We start from the raw sequence: 18913 nt of genomic DNA, 5'->3' as shown, positions 1-18913 counted from the left end.
TTAATTCTTATCCCTAATTCGTGTAATTAGAAGAGAAGAAGAGTTAATATGAGTGAGTTATTGTTAGAACTGTTTAGTGAAGAAATACCAGCTTTAATGCAGAAAAATGCAGCGGAAAGCTATAAAACCATATTTACTACAATCTTGCAAGATAGTAGGATAACAGGTGATGTTCAGGTATTTATTGGACCTAGGCGAATTGCCGTGTATATTACCAATTTACCGAAATCTATACCGCCAAAAGAAATTACCATAAGAGGACCAAAAGTTTCGAGTACATCGCAGGTTATAGAAGGATTTTGTCGCTCAAATAATATTGAGCAAAAAAATTTGTCTACACTATTAGTGCAAGGGCAATCATATTATATAATAGTAAAAAATACTAAAGAAACCGATATACGAGTGCTATTGGAAGATATGATTCCTAAAGCAATTAGTAAGTATATTTGGTCAAAATCTATGTATTGGGGGAATTATGATATAAGTTGGATTAGACCTCTTAGGAATATTTTATGTATATTTGATGGAGAAATATTAGCAATTAAATATGGCCATTTGATGGCTAATAATATTACCTTTGGTCATAGATTTATCAGTCCTGAATCGATTACTATAGACAGTTTTTCTGAGTACCAGATTAAGCTGCGGAAGAGTAATGTCATTATTAATCAAGATGATCGCAAGGAGATAATTAAAAGCCAATTATTAATAATAGCAAAGTCACTTAATTTAGTGATAAAAGAGGATAAGAAATTATTAGAAGAAGTAACAGGATTAGTAGAATTGCCCGTTGTTATGGTGGGTAAAATACCATCTCACTTTTTGAAGTTACCTAGTGAGGTGCTGGTTAGCTCAATGCGTAACCATCAAAAATATTTTAGTACTTTTGATGAGACTGGTAATTTTGCCCCTTATTTTCTTTTCGTCAGTAATATGCCTGATGATCAAAATATCATAGTAAGTGGCAACGAGAAAGTATTATCTGCTAGACTCTCTGATGCCTTGTATTTTTATCAGCAGGATTTATCTAATAGTTTACAATCAAAATTGCCAAAACTTGAAAGGATAACATTTCATGCCAAGCTTGGTAGTGTAAAACAAAAAACTGAAAGGATTGCTGATATTTGTAATTATATCATATACTCAAATGATTTGGAGAATTGGAACGTAAAACAAGGGGTGAGCGAACGGAGCGTACATGAAGTACGTGAGTACGCGAATACCCCGCAGTTTTGCGAAACCAATTCTTCAAAGCAGAAGAGTATACTAGGAAATAAGGATTTGCAACTAGCAGCTAGACTTTGTAAAAGTGATCTCACTAGCGAAATGGTTGGAGAATTTCCTGAGTTGCAAGGAATTATGGGATATTATTATGCTAAAGAAGATCGGCTAGGGGAAGAAATCGCATCAGCAATCAGGGATCATTATAAACCCCAAGGCCCATCGGATAGTTTACCAGTAGGAGATGCGGCAATATTGGCTATTGCTGATAAATTGGATAGTTTAGTAGGTTTGATATTAATAGGAGAAGAGCCAAGTGGTTCAAGAGACCCCTACTCACTCAGGCGGCAAGCACTAGGTATTATTAGGATAATTTTAGGTAATAGACTGAGTATAAATATTAAGCAATTAGTTGCTTATGTAGTTCACTTATATCAAACTATGTTTGAAGACGTAAAGGGAGGAGGGGATGATAGTGGGCTAAATAAAACTAGGCAGATAATTCTAGATTTTTTAGAAGAAAGAGCCAAATATTATTTTAAAAATCACTATGATCTATCGTTAATTAATGCTGTGCTTGATTTTGATATTGAAGAAGACCTAGTTGTTAGTGAAATAAAGCTTGCCTCCTTACAGGAGTTTCTGACTAAGGCTGATGGTGAGAATTTATTAACTATTTACAAAAGAGCAAACAATATACTAGAAGGTAGTAATATAGAAGGAGAGGTTAACCAAGATGCTTTTATTTCCAAATATGAACAAGAATTATTTTTATCATTAGGAGTTATTTCTAAGCAAATTGATAGTTATATTGTAGAAAAAGATTTTACTAAGACTCTTAGTCTATTACTAGAAATATTAAACCCTGTCAATGAGTTCTTTGATAATGTTATGGTCAAAGATCAAGATCATAACATTGCCAATAATCGTTTATTGTTGCTCAGAATGGTTACACAATTATTTGATAAATTAGCAAAATTTAGTGCTTTATGATTAGTACAAATGAATTAGGTTGGTGTCCTAAACATCATTGTAAGGAGTCGTTTTTCGGTTCAACCGTCATTGCGAGGAGTCACTTCAGTGGCGACGAAGCAATCCAAAAAAGTGATCAGGAATGGATTGCTTCGTCGGCTTCACGCCTCCTCGCAATGACGTTTTGGATTTCTTTGATAATTTTTAAATTGTCATGGGGGTATGCGTAAGGTGAGCTATACATTAAAGCAGGCTGCCAAATTCATACAACTTGGTAATGTAGTAGCTTTTCCAACAGAAACAGTATATGGACTTGGGGCAGATGCTAGTAACGAACAAGCTTGTCAAAAGATTTTTAAGATAAAAAAGCGTCCAAGTATAAATCCTCTGATTGTACACGTGGCAACTATGAGGCAAGCTAAAACTATAGGGGAATTTAATGCAGATGCTCTTAAGTTAAGTAATATCTTTTGGCCAGGACCTTTATCTATTGTTGTACCATTAAAAAGCGGTGCAAATATAACAAGGTCAGTATTAGCTGGACTAACAACGGTTGCACTCCGTATACCATCACATAATATTGCTTTGGAGCTAATAAGAAAATCTGGTACGGCTATAGCAGCACCTAGTGCTAACCCATCAGGTTATATTAGTAGCACGGCTTTAGAACATGTAAAAGAACATTTTTTAGATGAGAAAGATGTTTTTATTTTAGGCGATAATTTGAATGATTGTAAGTGTCAGTATGGTATAGAGTCCACCATAGTGGACACTACTACTAATAATTTAACTATTTTGCGAGATGGCTTTATAACGAAGGAAGCAATAGAGGAAGTTCTAGGTAAGAAATTAGATAAAACACCTAGCTTGGTACAAATTAAAGCTCCAGGTATGATGAATAAACACTACTCTCCAAGAGTTAAAGTAAGATTGAATGCAGAGAGTTTAGAGCCTAATGAGGTAGGGCTTAATTTTGCTAATAGTAAGCTTGAGGGTAATTTCTCGCTTAATTTAAGTTTAACCGGAGACTTAATTATTGCTGCTAGCAACTTATTTGCCAACCTTAGAATATTGGACAATTATGCGGAATTAAATGGATTAGCAATTGCCGTTGCCTCCATCCCAGAAATTGGTATCGGCGTTGCAATTAATGATAGGCTTAAAAGGGCGGCTATAAAATGACTTCTATATTTACTAAATTAAAACAGGCATTAATCAATAGCTCGGATAAAATATCTTCGGGCATTGATCAAATATTTTATAAACAAAAGCTAGATGAGCAAACTTTAAATGAGCTAGAAGAGTTGTTAATATCTTCAGATATAACTCCATCTGTTGCGATAGAGCTTGTCAGTAAACTAAGATCTATCAAATTTGACAAAGAAGTGAGTAGTTTGGTAATCAAAGAACAACTTGCCAATATTATCGGACAATTATTGATAAAAACTAGCAAGCCTTTTGAATTGTACGATAAAAAGCTTAATGTAATCCTAGTTTGTGGGGTTAATGGTTCAGGTAAAACTACTACGATAGGAAAGCTTGCCGCCATTTATAGTGGGCAAGGTAAAAAAGTGGCTATTGCAGCTTGTGATACATTTAGAGCTGGTGCTGTTAGCCAATTATCTATTTGGGCTGATAGAAGTGAATCTATGTTTATTACAGGAAAAGAATCAGCTGATCCTGCTAGTGTTGCTTACACTTCTATGCAGTACTCAATAAACAACGATGTGGATATATTATTTATTGATACAGCTGGCAGATTACATAACCAAAAAAATCTGATGGAAGAGCTTGGAAAAATTGTTCGAGTGATCAAGAAGATTGATGATACAGCACCTCACCATAGTATATTGGTAATTGATGCTACCACTGGGCAAAATGTATATAACCAAGTCGAACAATTTTCGGCTATTGCTAACATAAAAGGTCTTATAGTTACTAAATTAGACGGTACAGCAAAAGCTGGCGTAATAGTTGGTGTTGTACAGCAATTCACCTTACCGGTATATTTTATAGGGATAGGAGAGAAAATAGATGATTTAAAATCGTTTGACCCGGTTTTATTTGCCAGTAGTTTAGTAGGAAATTAACTAGGGGAAGTGTCATTGCGAGGAGACCATAGGTCAATTATATGACAAGATTCATGGATTGCCACGCTCACGTACGTTCGCTCGCAATGACGGTTTTTTTGTGAGTGTTCACAGTTTTTTAACTTTCAACAGTTGTGGCATCTAAAGAGCCTTGCAATGACGATTATAGAAAAATAATTGTTGAAAAGCATTAAGTGATACTTTATATTTTGCTATATGAAATATGACCTACTAAACAACAAAAAAAAGCAACTGGATAGAATCAGACCATTAACTCCAGAATTGGTTAAAAACTTGGAGCAGTGGTTTAAGGTAGAGTTGACTTATACCAGCAATGCTATTGAAGGGAATACTCTTTCGCGTTTGGAAACTGCTGTGGTAATTGAAAAAGGCTTAACAGTTGGTGGAAAATCGTTAGTAGAACATCTTGAGGCAAAAAATCATGCACAAGCTTTGGACTTAATCCATGAAATACAGCAAAAGAAAACTTGTGAAATTACTGAAAACGATATTTTATCAATTCATGCTCTTATCCTAAAGGGTATCGATGATTATAATGCTGGATGTTATAGACGAGTAGCAGTACGTATTTCAGGTTCAAGGGTAATAATGCCAAATCCAGTAAAAGTACCAAACTTGATGGTAGATTTTATTGCATGGCTAAACTCATCTAAAGATATGCATCCTGCAGCACTTGCAGGAGAAGCACATTATCGACTAGTAACTATTCATCCTTTCTCAGACGGGAATGGTCGAACTGCACGATTATTGATGAATTTAATTCTAATAATGGCAGGTTATCCACCGGCTATTATTAGACTACAAGAGAGGTTACCTTATATAACATCTCTAGAAACTGCACAACTTGGTGGTTCAAAAGAAGCCTATGAAAAGATTATCTTTAATGCAGTCAATCGTTCTCTTGATATTTATCTTAAAGCAGCAAACTCTGTAAACTCTTCAGATATAGTATTATCAGAGAAATTATTAAGAATTGGTAAGCTTGCAAAAGCTGTCAATGAGACTGTGTCAACAATTCGTTTTTGGACTAAGGAAGGTTTGCTTGAAATTGCTGATGTTACTAAATCACGCTATCAGCTTTACTCACCTGAAATGATTGAACAATGTATAGAAATTCAACGATTAAAGAAACAAAAGCTAACACTGAATGAAATCAAGGATATGTTTGTAACCTCAATTTCGGATTAATGAAATTAATCCGAAATTGGAATGAGAATGTAAACAATCAGGCTTAAAGCGGTTTGACGCCTGATTGTTAAATATTTCATTTGCTAATAATCTTATTTTTATTGGTATAAAAATAAGATTATTAGCGATAATAGATTAAAATGCATTCGTACCAGCCGCTTCAAGAATGCATTTTTCTGATATTCTAGCCACTTTTGGATTAAAATTTTTAATTTTAATCCAAAACTGAAGCTTGTAAATAATGACACAAAATAAAAATAAGGTGTTTCTATAATGCACGTTGTAACAAAAGAATTATCTATTCAGTCATGTTATTACAAAGAGATTCTGTCAATACTAAAACTAAATGGAGGAGTGGCTAGAATTGTTGGGGGGGCTGTTCGGGATGCTATTATTGGTGTAGTTAACTATGACGTTGATATAGCAACAAATTTATTACCAAAACAAGTAACAGATATTTTATCAAAAGCCAACATTACGGTCATACCAACTGGCATAAAACATGGTACAGTTACAGCTTTATTCAAGAATGAAAAATTTGAGATTACTACACTTAGAAAAGATATAAAATGTGATGGTAGGAGTGCAGAAGTTATCTTTACTGATGATTTTATGGAGGATGCTGCTAGAAGAGATTTTACTATTAATGCCCTTAGTTATTGCCCATTTGAACATAAAATTTATGATTATTTTAGTGGAATAGATGATTTGCGACAATCGAAAGTAATATTTATAGGACAGGCATTTGAACGAATCCAAGAAGATTTTTTGCGTATTTTACGGTTTTTTCGGTTTTCCTGCTATTATGCTGCACAGCTGGATCTAGATGGGCTAAATGCTTGTATTAAATTGAAGGAAAATCTAAAATTACTATCAAAAGAACGGATAAAATGGGAAATGGACAAATTGATTATCTCAGATAATAGTCCTGATATTTTGCAGCAAATGTTTGATAATGGCATATTGCAAATAATATTGCCAGTTAGCCAGTTTGATAAAAGATTTTTGTCAGAAGCAATTAATTTTGGTTTTTTAGAGCCTTACACTAGGTATTCACTCTTATTTTATCACATAAAGAACTTATCACTAAGTGATTTACTAAATTTAAAATTTTCCCGACAAATCGCCGTAAAAATCACTACGATACTTAAAGTTATTAATAGAGAAATAAACGAATTTGTATTAAGAGAAATTTGGTGGAAAAATGATGATTATTTACAGTATATAAGTGTTCTAGTATCATTAGGCAAACTAGATAGAACGGTAGCCAAGAAATTTCTAGATAGATATAGCTCCATTCCCCGTCCAATATTTCCTATAAAGGGTCATGACTTGCAAAAATTAAATATTCATGGTAAAGCTATTGGCATATTGCTAGACAAATTAGAAAAAGCTTGGATAGAAAGTGATTTTACGCTTAATAAGAATCAATTATTTAAATTATTGGAAAATAATGAAAATTACTATTAGTGCTAGCATTTTTATTGCTATGATTATAACATTATTTAATTATGCAGCTTTTGCCAGTATAGATAAAATGAATATTATATCTCTTTCGAAACTCGCTTGTGCTGAGGAATTTGAAGGAGTCACGAAACGCAAAACCGCAAGCAGTACGGCAAGCGTACGTGAGGATTTGAGTCTAGGCTCGACGTACAAATTACCAGCAGAAGTAGAGTTTCGAAAGAGATATATTGTTACTAGTATAACTCCGCTAGCAGCTATTATAGCTATGCTAGTTAAAGATCAAGCAGAGATTGTAGCTATTGCCAATAATGATGATTGCCCGCACCATTATAATTTAAAACCTAGTGACCTTAAAAAAGTCAAAGATGCAGATATTGTATTTTATATAGATGAGCAATTTGATGGTTTTGCTGGGAAGTTAATGAATGGTCATAGTAAAAATGTTATTAAAATTAGTAATTTTACGGGGCTAAAAATTATTAGTAATGACTCATATAGTAATTGGCATATTTGGCTTGATTTAGATAATGTAAAAGTAGTATTAGAACAATTATCTAAGATATTAGCGGGACGATTTCCTGAGATTAGTTCAGATATTTACCAAAATCTTGATAAGGCAAAAAAACAAATAGAGAGACTTACGAAAATCAAAAATGAAAAATTAGGACCTTTGACAGATGTTATTTTACTTAGTGATAGTCTAGAATATTTTTTTGATAATAGCCGAAAATTTGAACGAATCAGCGTTGCAAAATTATATAATTCTGATCAAAAAAGCCTTAAATATATTAGTAATCTTGAGCATTTATTAGCTATGTCCAACAGTAAATGTTTATTATTAAGTCTCGATCAAGATGTTCGAATTTATAAAAATTTTAAAGCAGAGATAGTAGAAGTTGAAAGCGAGAATTGGAGAATAACTGACATTAACGATGATTTATACTATAATCAATATTTAAAAATAATTAACCAAGTAGCTAAATGTTTAAATTACTAAACCCTTATTTTTTTAGTAAGTTAATACAAACCATTATACCATTATTGCTAGTTTCCATGTTGATACTAATGGGACTGGGATTATACCAAGCTTTGATAGTCTCCCCACAAGATTACCAGCAGGGTGAGATGGTCAGGATTATGTATGTTCATGTGCCAGCTTCTTGGATGGCACTAGGGATTTATACATTTATGGCTATTTGTAGCTTGTGTAATCTAGTGTGGAAGACTAAAATGTCCTTTTTAATGGCAGTGGCCAGTAGCCCTATTGGTGCAGTTTTTTGCCTGATTAGCATGGTTACAGGTTCGTTATGGGGAAAGCCTATTTGGGGGACTTGGTGGGTTTGGGATGCTAGACTTACCTCAATGTTAGTATTATTCTTACTATATTTAAGTTATATAGTAGTTGTTAATAGTGGTGATAATATAAGGCGTGCTGAAAAACCAGCTTCGGTGATTGCATTGATTGGTTTTATCAATATCCCCATAGTAAAATTTTCGGTAAATATTTGGTATAGTTTACACCAGCCAGCAAGTGTTTTACGGCTAGGCAGTCCGACAATTCATAATTCTATGTTATTGCCCTTAGTGCTAATGTTTATAACTAGTATACTATATTTTTTATTAGTTTTAGGTTTGAGATCTTGTGTTTTAATAGCCAAATTCAAGGAATATGATAATTCATGACTTATGTTGTTACCGATGAGTGCATAAAATGTAAATATACCGATTGTGTAGAAGTATGTCCTGTTGATTGTTTCTATGAAGGGGAGTTAATGTTGGTGATTAATCCCGATGAATGTATTGATTGTGGAGTGTGCGAGCTTGAGTGTCCGGTTAAAGCTATTAAGCCAGAGTCAGAACAGCTGATTGATTGGATAGAGAGAGCTAAATTTTTCTCAAGCATGTGGCCTAATATTACTATTAAAAAACCAGCTCTAGCGGATGCAGATAAATATCAAGACGAGGAAAATAAGTTTGAAAAATATATGGGAGGGATTTAATTTACCTCAATTTGGGATAAGAATTAGTTAATTCTTATCCTAAATTGGGGTGATTTGTGTTTTTTACGTTTTCAAGAGCTTTTTTAATTACCCTATTTAATCCAGTTCTTGTATAGCTAGACACTATAAAAATTTCCTCACTAGTAATTTTTTGCAATTCTGTAATTTTGTCTTTAATTTCTTCTTCTAACAAAACATCGCACTTATTCAAACAAATTATTTCAAACTTATTTTTTAATAAGCTCGAATATGATTCAAGCTCGTTCCTAATAGTTCTATAATCAGCAATCAAATTATCACTTGTTGCTGATATCAAATGAATCAATAAATTACATCTCTCAATATGTTTTAGGAACTTATCACCTAGTCCATGTCCTAAGTGAGCCCCTTCTATTAAACCTGGGATATCAGCTATCACAAATTCTTCATCATCTACATAAACCACACCAAGATTAGGGCTTAGTGTGGTAAATGGATAATCAGCAATTTTAGGTTTTGCTGATGTCGTGGCTGCAAGGAAAGTTGATTTCCCTGCATTAGGTAGACCTATAATACCAACATCTGAAAGTAGTTTGAGTTGTAAATTTACCCACATCTCTTCTCCAACAACACCTTCAGTCCTACGTCGCGGAGCTTGATTGGTAGATGACTTAAAATGGCTATTACCAAGCCCGCCTTTGCCTCCCTTAAGAATTTCAAAAGTTTGTTCATCGGAAGTGAAATCATATAGTAGAACATCGCCATGTTCTGAGAATATTTGTGTTCCTACTGGTACTTCTAAAAGTAAAGCAGGTTTAGACTTCCCACTACGGTTTGAGCCTTTACCATTCTCACCATTTTCTGCTTTAAAATGCAGTTTATGCCTAAAATTTACTAAAGTATTAAGATGAGAATTGCACTTAAAAATAATGCTACCACCACGACCACCATCGCCACCATCAGGTCCACCCATATCAATATATTTTTCTCGATGAAAACTAATCGCCCCATCACCACCATTACCGGCTTTTAAGCATATTTTAGCTTCATCGATAAAATTCATAATATATTATTGTAAGTTATAAACTTGATATTTATAGTCAATTGATGAAAATTTGGTGACTAATACCATTTCTCAAAACTAAATTGCTACTCGGAGTACGAGTGTCGGCTACCTTCGCGTACAACTAGTACGTGAGGAGCGGAGATCATGAAGTACGACGACGTGATGATTAGTTTTCGGAAATGGTATGAGTACACTTTGGCATCAGTATACCATAATATTGTTATCATGTAAAACACTCCTTTGTCTATATCCAATCAGGGCAGTTTAAAAATTCCAACTTTAAGTTATGTCTATAATTGTTAAAGTTTTCTCTAGTTTCAGTAATTTTGTTTGAAAATAGAGCTATTATAGCAAGAGTTATTGTCCTCAATAATGACATTATTAACGAAGCTTCTCCAGTACTAATAGTTGACTTGTTTTCTTCAAAAACCTTATCTTTTATCCAGTTTAAATTATTTTCGCATGACCAATGACTTCTGTTAAATTTTAACAATTCTTCTATACTAAACTTTTTCTCTAAGCTAGTAATCATTAATACATTCTCTGTCTCACAGCTATTAGCCTTGTGCTTCTTTTCTCTTTTTCGGGTAATTTTGCATATTTAATTGATATGCCATTTAAATATCCAAATGGCATATCAATTATCTCGATTTTTCTTCTTTCTATTCTCCCATGCTGTAAATCTATATTCTCTGCAAAACTCTTAATTTCCTGACCTTCTGCCTATATTTTATCAAATGTTTGTGTACTATGGTAATGTGAATTAGTAAATATCCTACGAAGAAGTAATCGACTCATAGCCAAAAAAATTATATTTTCACTAGAATCAGTAAGAAAATCATATTCCTTGGAGAGCCTTCTATTTCTATTTATCCAGGCAAAGCTTCTCTCAACAACCCATCGCCTTGGCTGTACTTTAAACCCAACTTCTCTTGTTGGCAATAGTTCTAATGGTGTACTTTTTGGTATCCAAAATCTGCACGCTGGTCGTTTAACAATTTCTAAATCTATGTTATACTTTTCCTTAATGAGACCCTTTAAATCTTTAGACTGATACCCCATATCAGCCCACATTTGTTTAATAGTAAAGGAGGTATTAAATGTTAAATACAATGAAATTTGTGGTCGGAGCAGAGAGATTTGAACTCCCGACCCTCTGGTCCCAAACCAGATGCGCTACCAGGCTGCGCCATGCTCCGAAAAATAAATGATGAAGATTAACAATAAAGTGTTAGTGGATTCATATTGCCTAATTATATAAACTATAATATAAGTCAAATCAATTTTTTTATTTTAAAATTTCATCATATTTATTTAATTATTTATTACATGTCTTCATTACATGCATCAATATTAACCATATTTCCAGAAATGTTCCCTGGATTTTTGCAATATTCCCTTGCAGGGCAAGCCTTAGAAAAGGGTATTTGGTCTTATAATGTGGTTAATATAAAAGATTTTGGATTAACTAGGCATAAAAATGTTGATGATGAGCCTTATGGTGGTGGTAACGGACTGATAATGCGTCCAGATGTGGTGGGTAGTTGTATAGATCATGTTTTGTCTTCAAATCCTAATGCCAAAATATATTATCCCTCACCAAGAGGAAAGCTATTTAACCAAAATATTGCTCGTGAAATTATACAAGAAAAGCAAATAATAATTTTATGTGGTCGCTTTGAAGGGGTTGACGAACGTATAATTGAAGAGTATAATGTAACGGAAATTAGTATAGGGGATTATATTTTATCTGGTGGTGAGGTGGCAGCTCTTGCTATTCTTGATTGCTTGATTAGATTACTTCCGAATGTATTACTGAATCAAGACACATTGCAATCAGAATCTTTTGAGGAAAATGGAGAGTTTGCTGGATTGCTTGAATGTCCTCTGTATACGAGACCGGCAAAATGGAAAAGTAGAGAAGTTCCGAGTATTTTGTTGTCTGGTAATCATCAGTTAATTAGAGATTGGAAAAGCAAACAATCTTTAGAGATTACTAAAAAACGTAGGTCGGATTTATTAAATATTTATAGGAGTTTAAGGTAATGAATATTATTGAAGAGTTTGAACAACAGCAAATTCTGAAACTAACGGAAAATAAAAAGATTCCTGACTTTAAAGCAGGGGATACTGTAAAAGTTACTGTAAAGATAATTGACCGAACAGTTGAGAAAGATGGTAAGGAAAAATTACTAGAAAGGTTTCAAATGTATGAAGGCGTAGTAATTGCTAGAAGGAATAGTGGTGTTGCATCTTCTTTTGTAGTTCGTAAGGTCAGTCATGGTGAAGGTGTGGAAAGACGATTTATGATTTTCTCACCAATTGTACATTCGATTGAAGTTGTTAAATATGGTGTAGTACGGCGTGCTAAACTATATTACTTAAGAAATCTAAGTGGTAAAGCAGCTAGAATTAAAGAAAAACTTCAAGTAAATCCTAATAAAGTAATTAAGAAAAAGGTGGTTGCTTAAGGGGAAGGGGGCTAAGGATGTAGAAGCTCTTTAGCTGCCTTCAAGCTTGCATCGGTAATAGATTTGCCTGAGATCATGCGAGCAAGTTCAGCTTGCCTCTCTTGAAGATTTAGATTTTTTACAGTAATTTTAGTGCTTTCATTCAATTGTAGCTTGTTAACGACAATATGCTGATCTGCCTTACCTGCCACTTGCGGTTGGTGAGTAATTGTGATAACTTGGGCAATAGAGCTAAGCTTTTTTAGTTTTTCTCCTACTTTATCGGCTACGATACCACCAATTCCTGTATCTATTTCATCAAAAATAATAGTGTCATTAAGTAGTTTATCAAAAAGACAAATTTTTAGTGCTAACATAAATCTTGATAATTCACCACAAGAAGCAATTTTATCAATAGGAGCAAGTTGCATACCAGGGTTAGTTGAAGCAACGAAACGCACATTATCGATACCATTATCTGATACCTTAGATAATATTACTTGAGAAGTATCCCTGTCTTCCAAAAAATGTTTATTGTCAGTTTGGTTTGCAATATTATCCTTAGATACTATTTCTACTTTAAAAATTGCCTTTTCCATTTTAAGTTGTTCAAGCTCTTTTTGCATAGCTAACTCTAGGTTTCTGGCTATTTTAGAACGCTGATGCGATAAAGCTTCAGCTAGTTCAAAATATTTTTTATGGTCAGCTAGCTTATTAGTATCTAGGATTTTAACATTATTAATTTTATCCTTCAGGGCATTTAATTGTTGGTTAGAATTGTCAACAAATTCAGGTATTTTATCGCAAGAGATATTATATTTTCGTGCTATGTCACGGATTTTAAACAGTCTTTCTTCCACTTCATCTAAGTTAAATTCATTTGTATCGAAGTTATTAATAATGTTTTGTAATTTTATACGTGCTTCTTCTAGACTATTATAACAATCATCCAAATTTAATGAAATAGAGGCAAATTCCTCATTTCCCTGTAAGTTACGGGCTATTAAACGTTGAACATTAGCAATGACCTTATTAATTTCAGGAGTTTCAAGATGTGATAATATATCTTGAGTTGTTTGTATTTCTTTATCACGATTTTGTAAACTGTGTCTTATAGTGGTAAGTTTTTCTTCTTCTCCCACTTGATAGTCAAGAGTTTTTAATTCCTTGGTTACAAAATTTAAATAATCTATCTCTCGTTCTATAGTATCTTTATCTTTTGTAACTTTATTGATTTCTTTAGTAGTTGCTTGTAAAATATTGAAATGCTTGGATAATTCAGCTCTTAAACCTAGAAGGTTTCCATAATCGTCTAGAATATTAATATGGGAGGAGGGGGTAAGAAGGGTAGTAGGGCTATTTTGTCCATGAAGTTCAAATAAATAATCTGCTACTTGTTGCAAGGTATTTACTGTCACCGCTTGATCATTTATAAGAAATTTTTTGCGGTTACCAGATTTTTGGATACGTTTTATCAATAATTCTTGGTCACACTCAATATTAAATTGTTCCAAAAGCTTTTTTAAATCATTATTGAGAGTAAATGTTGTAGCAACCGTACAATAATCGCATCCATGTTTTATTACATTATCAGAGAATTTGTTACCTAAAGAGAACAAAATTGCATCTAGCAAAATAGACTTACCAGCTCCAGTTTCGCCGGTAATCACACATAGTCCTTTCTCAAACTCTATCTCCAGTTCGTCTATCAAAATAAAATTCTTCACCGAAAGACTTTGTAACATTAGAACCTCTTGCATAACTCTAGTTCTGTTGGTGCTTTAGGCATCTAGGCTAGATTCAATGCCGTCTAATAAATTTAATCCTCTGAATTAGGAAGGTTAATTCCATAACCATTTTTACACCAATTTTGTACTTCTTTAAATTTTTTTGAAAAGTCTTCATCTAATTGAGATAATTTTTTATATTGGTTGTTATCAAGAATTAAAGGATCAATACCTCTGAATTTTGGTTTTATATTTATTTGACCATTACCATATTTAGCTAGTCTAAAAGATTTTGCATCTTCTTTGCATTTATTTAATAAATTTTTTATAATTTTATCATTACTATTTTCTATTTTTTGCATTACATTTTGATCTACGCTAAAATGTAACTCATCTTTAGAAACTAGTTTTATTTTTATAGCACGTTTTAAGATTTTATGAAAATAATCATAAACTACAGCATTAAATGGGGCTCCCCATAATTCTTTAATTAAATATAAAGGAATCATTGCAAATTTCTTGGCAGTATTTTTATTAGTAAAAAACCAAACTCCATTATGGAATTTCAGATCATCTACTATTTCCTTTGCTTCTAATTTAGATATTTTATTAAGTATTACTGCTGTATGAATATTATATTGTATTCTATCAGAACAAAGATCAGGTAGTGGTCTTTCAAGAGCCGTATATTTTGGATCATCTGGATCAAGATCTTTTATCGTAATATTATATCTACTTATAATTTCATCTATTTTCATAGAACGTAAAAACCATAAATGAATCGTATCTTGATAGGACTTTTCTTGCTGCTCATGATAAAATAAATTGTCTCCTAAATGAGAAAAAACAGTGTGGGAAGTATCATGTAATAGCCCAGCTATTTGCTCAATTTTTGATACTTGTGCTTTTTGAAGTAATACAAATACCCCTATACTATGATCATATCTACTAAAATATGGAAGTAACCCTATATAAGGTGCGGGCCCAAATTGATCAATTAATTTTAATCTTTGCATTGCTTTACTGTCAATTATTTTCTCTATCAGTGGATCGTTAACTACTACAGTATCCTGCCATATAGTATATAATTCTTTCTTAGCATAAGCAGAGAAACAAAATGAAATATAGAAAAAAAATAAAAAGTAAGCTTTTTTCTTCATAAAAATACCTAGATTGTTAAATAATAAATGATAAAGGCTTTATTCTATATAATGAAACTGTTGCAACAATCCCATAAGATATATAGAGCCTAAATAAGGTACTTATGCTAGAGAATTTGTAGAAGAGGCAAGAAAAGCAAAAAACCGTAAGTGGCATGAAATATGCATTACGGACTTGAGTCCAAGAGCGACGTAAAATTTACCAGCAAAAGTAGAATTGTAAAAAAATTCTATTATTGAGATGGCGTTTTATTTGGTTCCTTTGGAAAGTTGTTAATAAACGGTTGACAATATTTATACCAGTTACTGTTTGGGTAGTTGTGACCAAGTACTGCAGCATATTTCTTCGCTTCAACGCTAAGTCCCAGCATTAAATAACTTTCCACTAAACGATAAAGTGCTTCTGGTATATGTGATGTAGTTTGGTAATTATCCACAATAAGCTGAAATCTATTGATAGCAGCTATCGGGTTATTTCTACTGAGATAATAACGACCTACGTCCATTTCCTTACCGGCTAAATGATCATTTACTAAATCAATTTTTAAAGATGCATCAATTGAATATTTTGTTTTAGGAAAAAGTTTTATAACATCTTCAAAACTTTCTTTAGCTAAAAAGGTTCTTGATTGATCAAGCTGTACATTTGAGATTTGCATATAATACGATAATGCCTTTAGGTAATACGCATATGCAATATCTTCATGCATTGGATGAAGCTTAATAAAAGTATCAAGTACATCTACCGTTTCCTCATACTGACATGCTAAAAATAAAGAATAGGCTTGCATTAACTCAGCTTGAGGAGTCATTTTATTACCAGGGTCTTGATAAAAAATTCTAGAAAATTCTTCGGCAGCTTTCAAATATTTTTGTTTTTCCAATAACACAAGACCATCATTGTATAATTCAGGAGCTGGAACAATTAAATCTTCATCTATCTTCTTAGTTTTACAGCTAGATAAAGCTAAGCAGGTAGTGATGGTATAAAATAATAATTTTGCTAATTTCATATAGAGCTTACAAATTTTTAGAACTTATTTTAAAACTTAATTTATACACGAAACACCGAGGATTATACAAGATTATTTTGAAAATTATTGTTTTTGACCTTGTGTTGTTGTCGTATAAAATTTTTTGCAATTCTTACTAATTTTGAGTTAACTTCTACCAAAGCTGGGGCTTTTGGCAACATTTCAACTTCTTTTTCATTAATTTTAGAACTCAGGTTACAATATTAAAAATGGGTAGAAAACTTTAGATGAAAAATTTGCTTTTCATCATAAGGTCTCTTTTTAATTGGCCAAGCCCAATCCATTCTGATAGGGGCAAAGCGAGTGACCCATATAAAACCTACCCCAACAGAAGCACGAAGTGACTTATCATTATAAAAACTATCAGATTTATAAATACTTTTAGAATTTAATCCTACACCCCAAAGACTACCAGCATCCATAAAAACAGCTCCAGTTAAATTAAAATCTTCTGGCAAACCAGTCGGAAAGTTGAGTTCTGTTGAAAATGTATAATATTTTTCTCCGCCAAGACCTTCATTTGTTGTTTTTTCTCTAGGACCTATTCCACTAGCAGCAAATCCTCTAAGGCTATAATCACCCAAATTAAACCGATCAGAAATTCTTACAGTTTTACCTCCTACACCCATAATACCACCGACACTACTTGAAAGTTTTAAAGTGAATTTATTATTGATAAAAGATTTAAAATATTTACCGTCTAGTTCATGTTTTAAATATTTATTATTACCCCCAACACCAGCAAATTCCTGAGTGCCACTAATAACATAACCATTTTTAGGAATAATCCTACTATCAAGCTGATCATAAGTGATAGTATGTCCGATGGCTGATGTGATGAATTTTCCCATCTGTTCAGTTAAGAATATAGAACTTGAATTGCCTAGAGAGCTTAATACATCTCTCTTAAGAGTATAGTCAATTTCATGACTTAAGTCTTCCGCAATATCATAACCAAGAGAAGGTTTGAGTCCTATAGATTTTAACGTATAATTTTGATCTCCTTGTGAAAGAAATGAAGTTCCACGACCGCTATAATTATTGAAAACATTAAAACCTAGCGATACATCTTTATCAAGAAAATGAGGTTCGGTTATGCCACCATAGTAACTAATACTCTTTTTTCCTACTTGTACTCCAGCATTTAACACTTTTCCAGTACCAATTAAATTACGTTCCAAAAATGATATACGTCCAAATGGTCCTCCTGCTGTGTTATAGCCAGCATCAAAACTAATTGAAGATGTTGATTTTTCCTCAACGTCAATATTAATATCATATTTGTCTTTTCGTGTTGTTGGTGTAACGCTAATAAGTACTTTTTCAAAATAATCCAAATTGCGTAGATTCTGATGACCTTTTTCTATATAAGAACGGTTAAATATATCTCCTTCAGAAATTTTAAATTCTCGTCTAATAACTTTATCTTCAGTTTTTAGATTATTCGTAATATTAATTTGATTAATAAATACTTTTTCTGCCTTATCTATCACGAATTTAATATCGACAGTATGATCAGGGTTTTTACTACTTATATCAGGGTAAACATTAATTCCTGGATAACCTTTACTTGCAAAATGTGAAGAGATTTTATTTGCTATTTTATTCAAACTATTAATATTAAATGTATCACCTGACTTAACATTAATATATTTTTTAATTTCATTTATATCAATATTAGGTAATTTATTGTCAATAGTAATGTTGCCAAAATTATATTTTGCCCCTTCTTCAATAGAGTAAGTGATGGTAAAATATTCTTTGGTTGGATTGAGTTCTGCTGTAACAGAAATAACACGAAAATCGGCAAATCCTACTGACTGATAGAATTCCTTTAACAATTCTTTATCATACTCTAAGCGGTCTGGATCGTAAGTATCATTTGTTTCTAAAAAGTTAAACCATCTTGACTGTTTTGTTAGGATAACAGATTGTAGTTCTGTACTACGGTAATTATTATTTCCACTGAAATAGATTTTTTTAACAGTTGTTTTAGGTCCTTCTGCAATATCAAAAGTAACTTTTACTCTGTCATTCTCAAGCCTTTCAATTTTTGGCGTTACGGTTGTAGAGAAACGACCTGAACGTTTGTATATCTCTTTAATTTTTTCCACATCTAGTTGGATTTTAGCTGGACTCATTGATTCACCAGACATAGTAAGCAATTCTTTCGATAATGAAGATGTTTTGATTTTAGAATTACCTGTAAACACTACTTTAGTAATAAACGGAGTTTCTGATACAGTAACTATCAAATTGCCACCATTGACTAGTGTAATACTTATATTTTCAAATAGAGACGTTGAGTAAAGGTTTTTAATTGCTTCATCTCCTTTGGATGAAGTATATTCTTCTCCTACTTGAAGCTTTAAGTAATTTTCAATAGTCGAGTTTTCGATTATTTTATTACCTTGAATAGTTATTTTTTTTATATACTCAGCCGATAAAGCTGATGTATTATATAAAACAGTTGTTGCCAAAATAGCTAGTTTAATAGTTGATTTGACGTTTGTTTTCACAAGAACCTTCTTTTGTTTG

Annotated in this window: 16 protein-coding genes, 1 tRNA gene and 1 pseudogene; 10 read left to right on the top strand and 8 right to left on the bottom strand. The window is 32.6% G+C overall.

The annotated features are described in order from the left end of the window. Positions 1 to 48 precede the first annotated feature (48 nt). The 8 genes from glyS to fdxA all read left to right on the top strand — a co-directional run bounded on the left by glyS (position 49) and on the right by fdxA (position 8959). On the top strand, positions 49 to 2214 hold the full coding sequence (glyS, locus tag AAHN03_RS06305; RefSeq protein ID WP_342278506.1) for a glycine--tRNA ligase subunit beta: 2166 nt from the start codon (positions 49 to 51) through the stop codon (positions 2212 to 2214). A gap of 210 nt (positions 2215 to 2424) precedes the next feature. Next, positions 2425 to 3375, top strand: coding sequence for an L-threonylcarbamoyladenylate synthase (locus AAHN03_RS06300; RefSeq protein WP_342278505.1), 951 nt, complete (start codon positions 2425 to 2427; stop codon positions 3373 to 3375). Next, a complete protein-coding gene (gene ftsY / locus AAHN03_RS06295; RefSeq protein WP_342278504.1) occupies positions 3372 to 4283 on the top strand; it encodes a signal recognition particle-docking protein FtsY in 912 nt (303 codons plus the stop codon). The genes AAHN03_RS06300 and ftsY overlap by 4 nt, the downstream gene beginning before the upstream one ends. 216 nt (positions 4284 to 4499) lie before the next feature. Continuing rightward, complete coding sequence (locus AAHN03_RS06290) at positions 4500 to 5492, top strand: Fic family protein (protein ID WP_342278503.1); 993 nt, start codon at positions 4500 to 4502, stop codon at positions 5490 to 5492. Positions 5493 to 5765: 273 nt separating this feature from the next. Further along, the gene (locus AAHN03_RS06285; protein WP_342278502.1) at positions 5766 to 6962 is read left to right on the top strand and encodes a CCA tRNA nucleotidyltransferase; all 1197 of its coding nucleotides are present in this window, start codon (positions 5766 to 5768) and stop codon (positions 6960 to 6962) included. Next, a complete protein-coding gene (locus tag AAHN03_RS06275) occupies positions 6946 to 7956 on the top strand; it encodes a metal ABC transporter solute-binding protein, Zn/Mn family (RefSeq protein WP_410521331.1) in 1011 nt (336 codons plus the stop codon). The genes AAHN03_RS06285 and AAHN03_RS06275 overlap by 17 nt, the downstream gene beginning before the upstream one ends. After that, complete coding sequence (locus tag AAHN03_RS06270; protein WP_342278501.1) at positions 7941 to 8642, top strand: heme ABC transporter permease; 702 nt, start codon at positions 7941 to 7943, stop codon at positions 8640 to 8642. Before AAHN03_RS06275 ends, AAHN03_RS06270 begins: the two co-directional genes overlap by 16 nt. Further along, positions 8639 to 8959: a ferredoxin FdxA gene (fdxA, locus tag AAHN03_RS06265; protein WP_341763349.1), complete on the top strand. Its 321-nt coding sequence runs from the start codon at positions 8639 to 8641 to the stop codon at positions 8957 to 8959. The genes AAHN03_RS06270 and fdxA overlap by 4 nt, the downstream gene beginning before the upstream one ends. 34 nt (positions 8960 to 8993) lie before the next feature. Here fdxA and obgE read toward each other — a convergent pair whose 3' ends face one another. The 4 genes and pseudogenes from obgE to AAHN03_RS06245 form a co-directional block, all read right to left on the bottom strand. Beyond that, the gene (obgE, locus tag AAHN03_RS06260; protein ID WP_342278500.1) at positions 8994 to 10001 is read right to left on the bottom strand and encodes a GTPase ObgE; all 1008 of its coding nucleotides are present in this window, start codon (positions 9999 to 10001) and stop codon (positions 8994 to 8996) included. Between the two features lie 247 nt (positions 10002 to 10248). Beyond that, complete coding sequence (locus AAHN03_RS06255) at positions 10249 to 10536, bottom strand: hypothetical protein (protein WP_342278499.1); 288 nt, start codon at positions 10534 to 10536, stop codon at positions 10249 to 10251. A 191-nt stretch (positions 10537 to 10727) separates the two neighbouring features. Continuing rightward, a pseudogene (locus tag AAHN03_RS06250) lies at positions 10728 to 11099 on the bottom strand (transposase); the annotation flags it as partial. A 27-nt stretch (positions 11100 to 11126) separates the two neighbouring features. Next, positions 11127 to 11203, bottom strand: a tRNA-Pro gene (locus tag AAHN03_RS06245). A gap of 130 nt (positions 11204 to 11333) precedes the next feature. Here AAHN03_RS06245 and trmD point away from each other — a divergent pair. Together trmD and rplS are read left to right on the top strand one after the other, a co-directional pair. Continuing rightward, on the top strand, positions 11334 to 12050 hold the full coding sequence (trmD, locus tag AAHN03_RS06240; protein WP_342278498.1) for a tRNA (guanosine(37)-N1)-methyltransferase TrmD: 717 nt from the start codon (positions 11334 to 11336) through the stop codon (positions 12048 to 12050). Further along, positions 12050 to 12475 carry a 50S ribosomal protein L19 gene (gene rplS, locus AAHN03_RS06235; protein ID WP_341747533.1) on the top strand — a complete coding sequence of 142 codons (426 nt, stop codon included), beginning with the start codon at positions 12050 to 12052 and terminating at the stop codon, positions 12473 to 12475. Before trmD ends, rplS begins: the two co-directional genes overlap by 1 nt. 11 nt (positions 12476 to 12486) lie before the next feature. On the opposite strand, the gene recN is transcribed toward rplS, so the two are convergent. From recN to bamA, 4 genes are all read right to left on the bottom strand, one after another. After that, on the bottom strand, positions 12487 to 14199 hold the full coding sequence (gene recN, locus AAHN03_RS06230) for a DNA repair protein RecN (RefSeq protein ID WP_342278497.1): 1713 nt from the start codon (positions 14197 to 14199) through the stop codon (positions 12487 to 12489). A gap of 74 nt (positions 14200 to 14273) precedes the next feature. Next, positions 14274 to 15341 carry a hypothetical protein gene (locus AAHN03_RS06225; RefSeq protein WP_342278496.1) on the bottom strand — a complete coding sequence of 356 codons (1068 nt, stop codon included), beginning with the start codon at positions 15339 to 15341 and terminating at the stop codon, positions 14274 to 14276. A 233-nt stretch (positions 15342 to 15574) separates the two neighbouring features. Next, on the bottom strand, positions 15575 to 16354 hold the full coding sequence (locus AAHN03_RS06220) for an outer membrane protein assembly factor BamD (protein ID WP_342278495.1): 780 nt from the start codon (positions 16352 to 16354) through the stop codon (positions 15575 to 15577). Positions 16355 to 16578: 224 nt separating this feature from the next. Next, positions 16579 to 18894: an outer membrane protein assembly factor BamA gene (gene bamA, locus AAHN03_RS06215; protein WP_375331116.1), complete on the bottom strand. Its 2316-nt coding sequence runs from the start codon at positions 18892 to 18894 to the stop codon at positions 16579 to 16581. Positions 18895 to 18913 lie beyond the last annotated feature (19 nt).

It is taken from the genome of Candidatus Tisiphia endosymbiont of Myopa tessellatipennis, from assembly GCF_964031105.1.
Taxonomy (GTDB): Bacteria; Pseudomonadota; Alphaproteobacteria; order Rickettsiales; family Rickettsiaceae; genus Tisiphia.
This window is presented reverse-complemented; position numbering and strand designations above follow the sequence as displayed.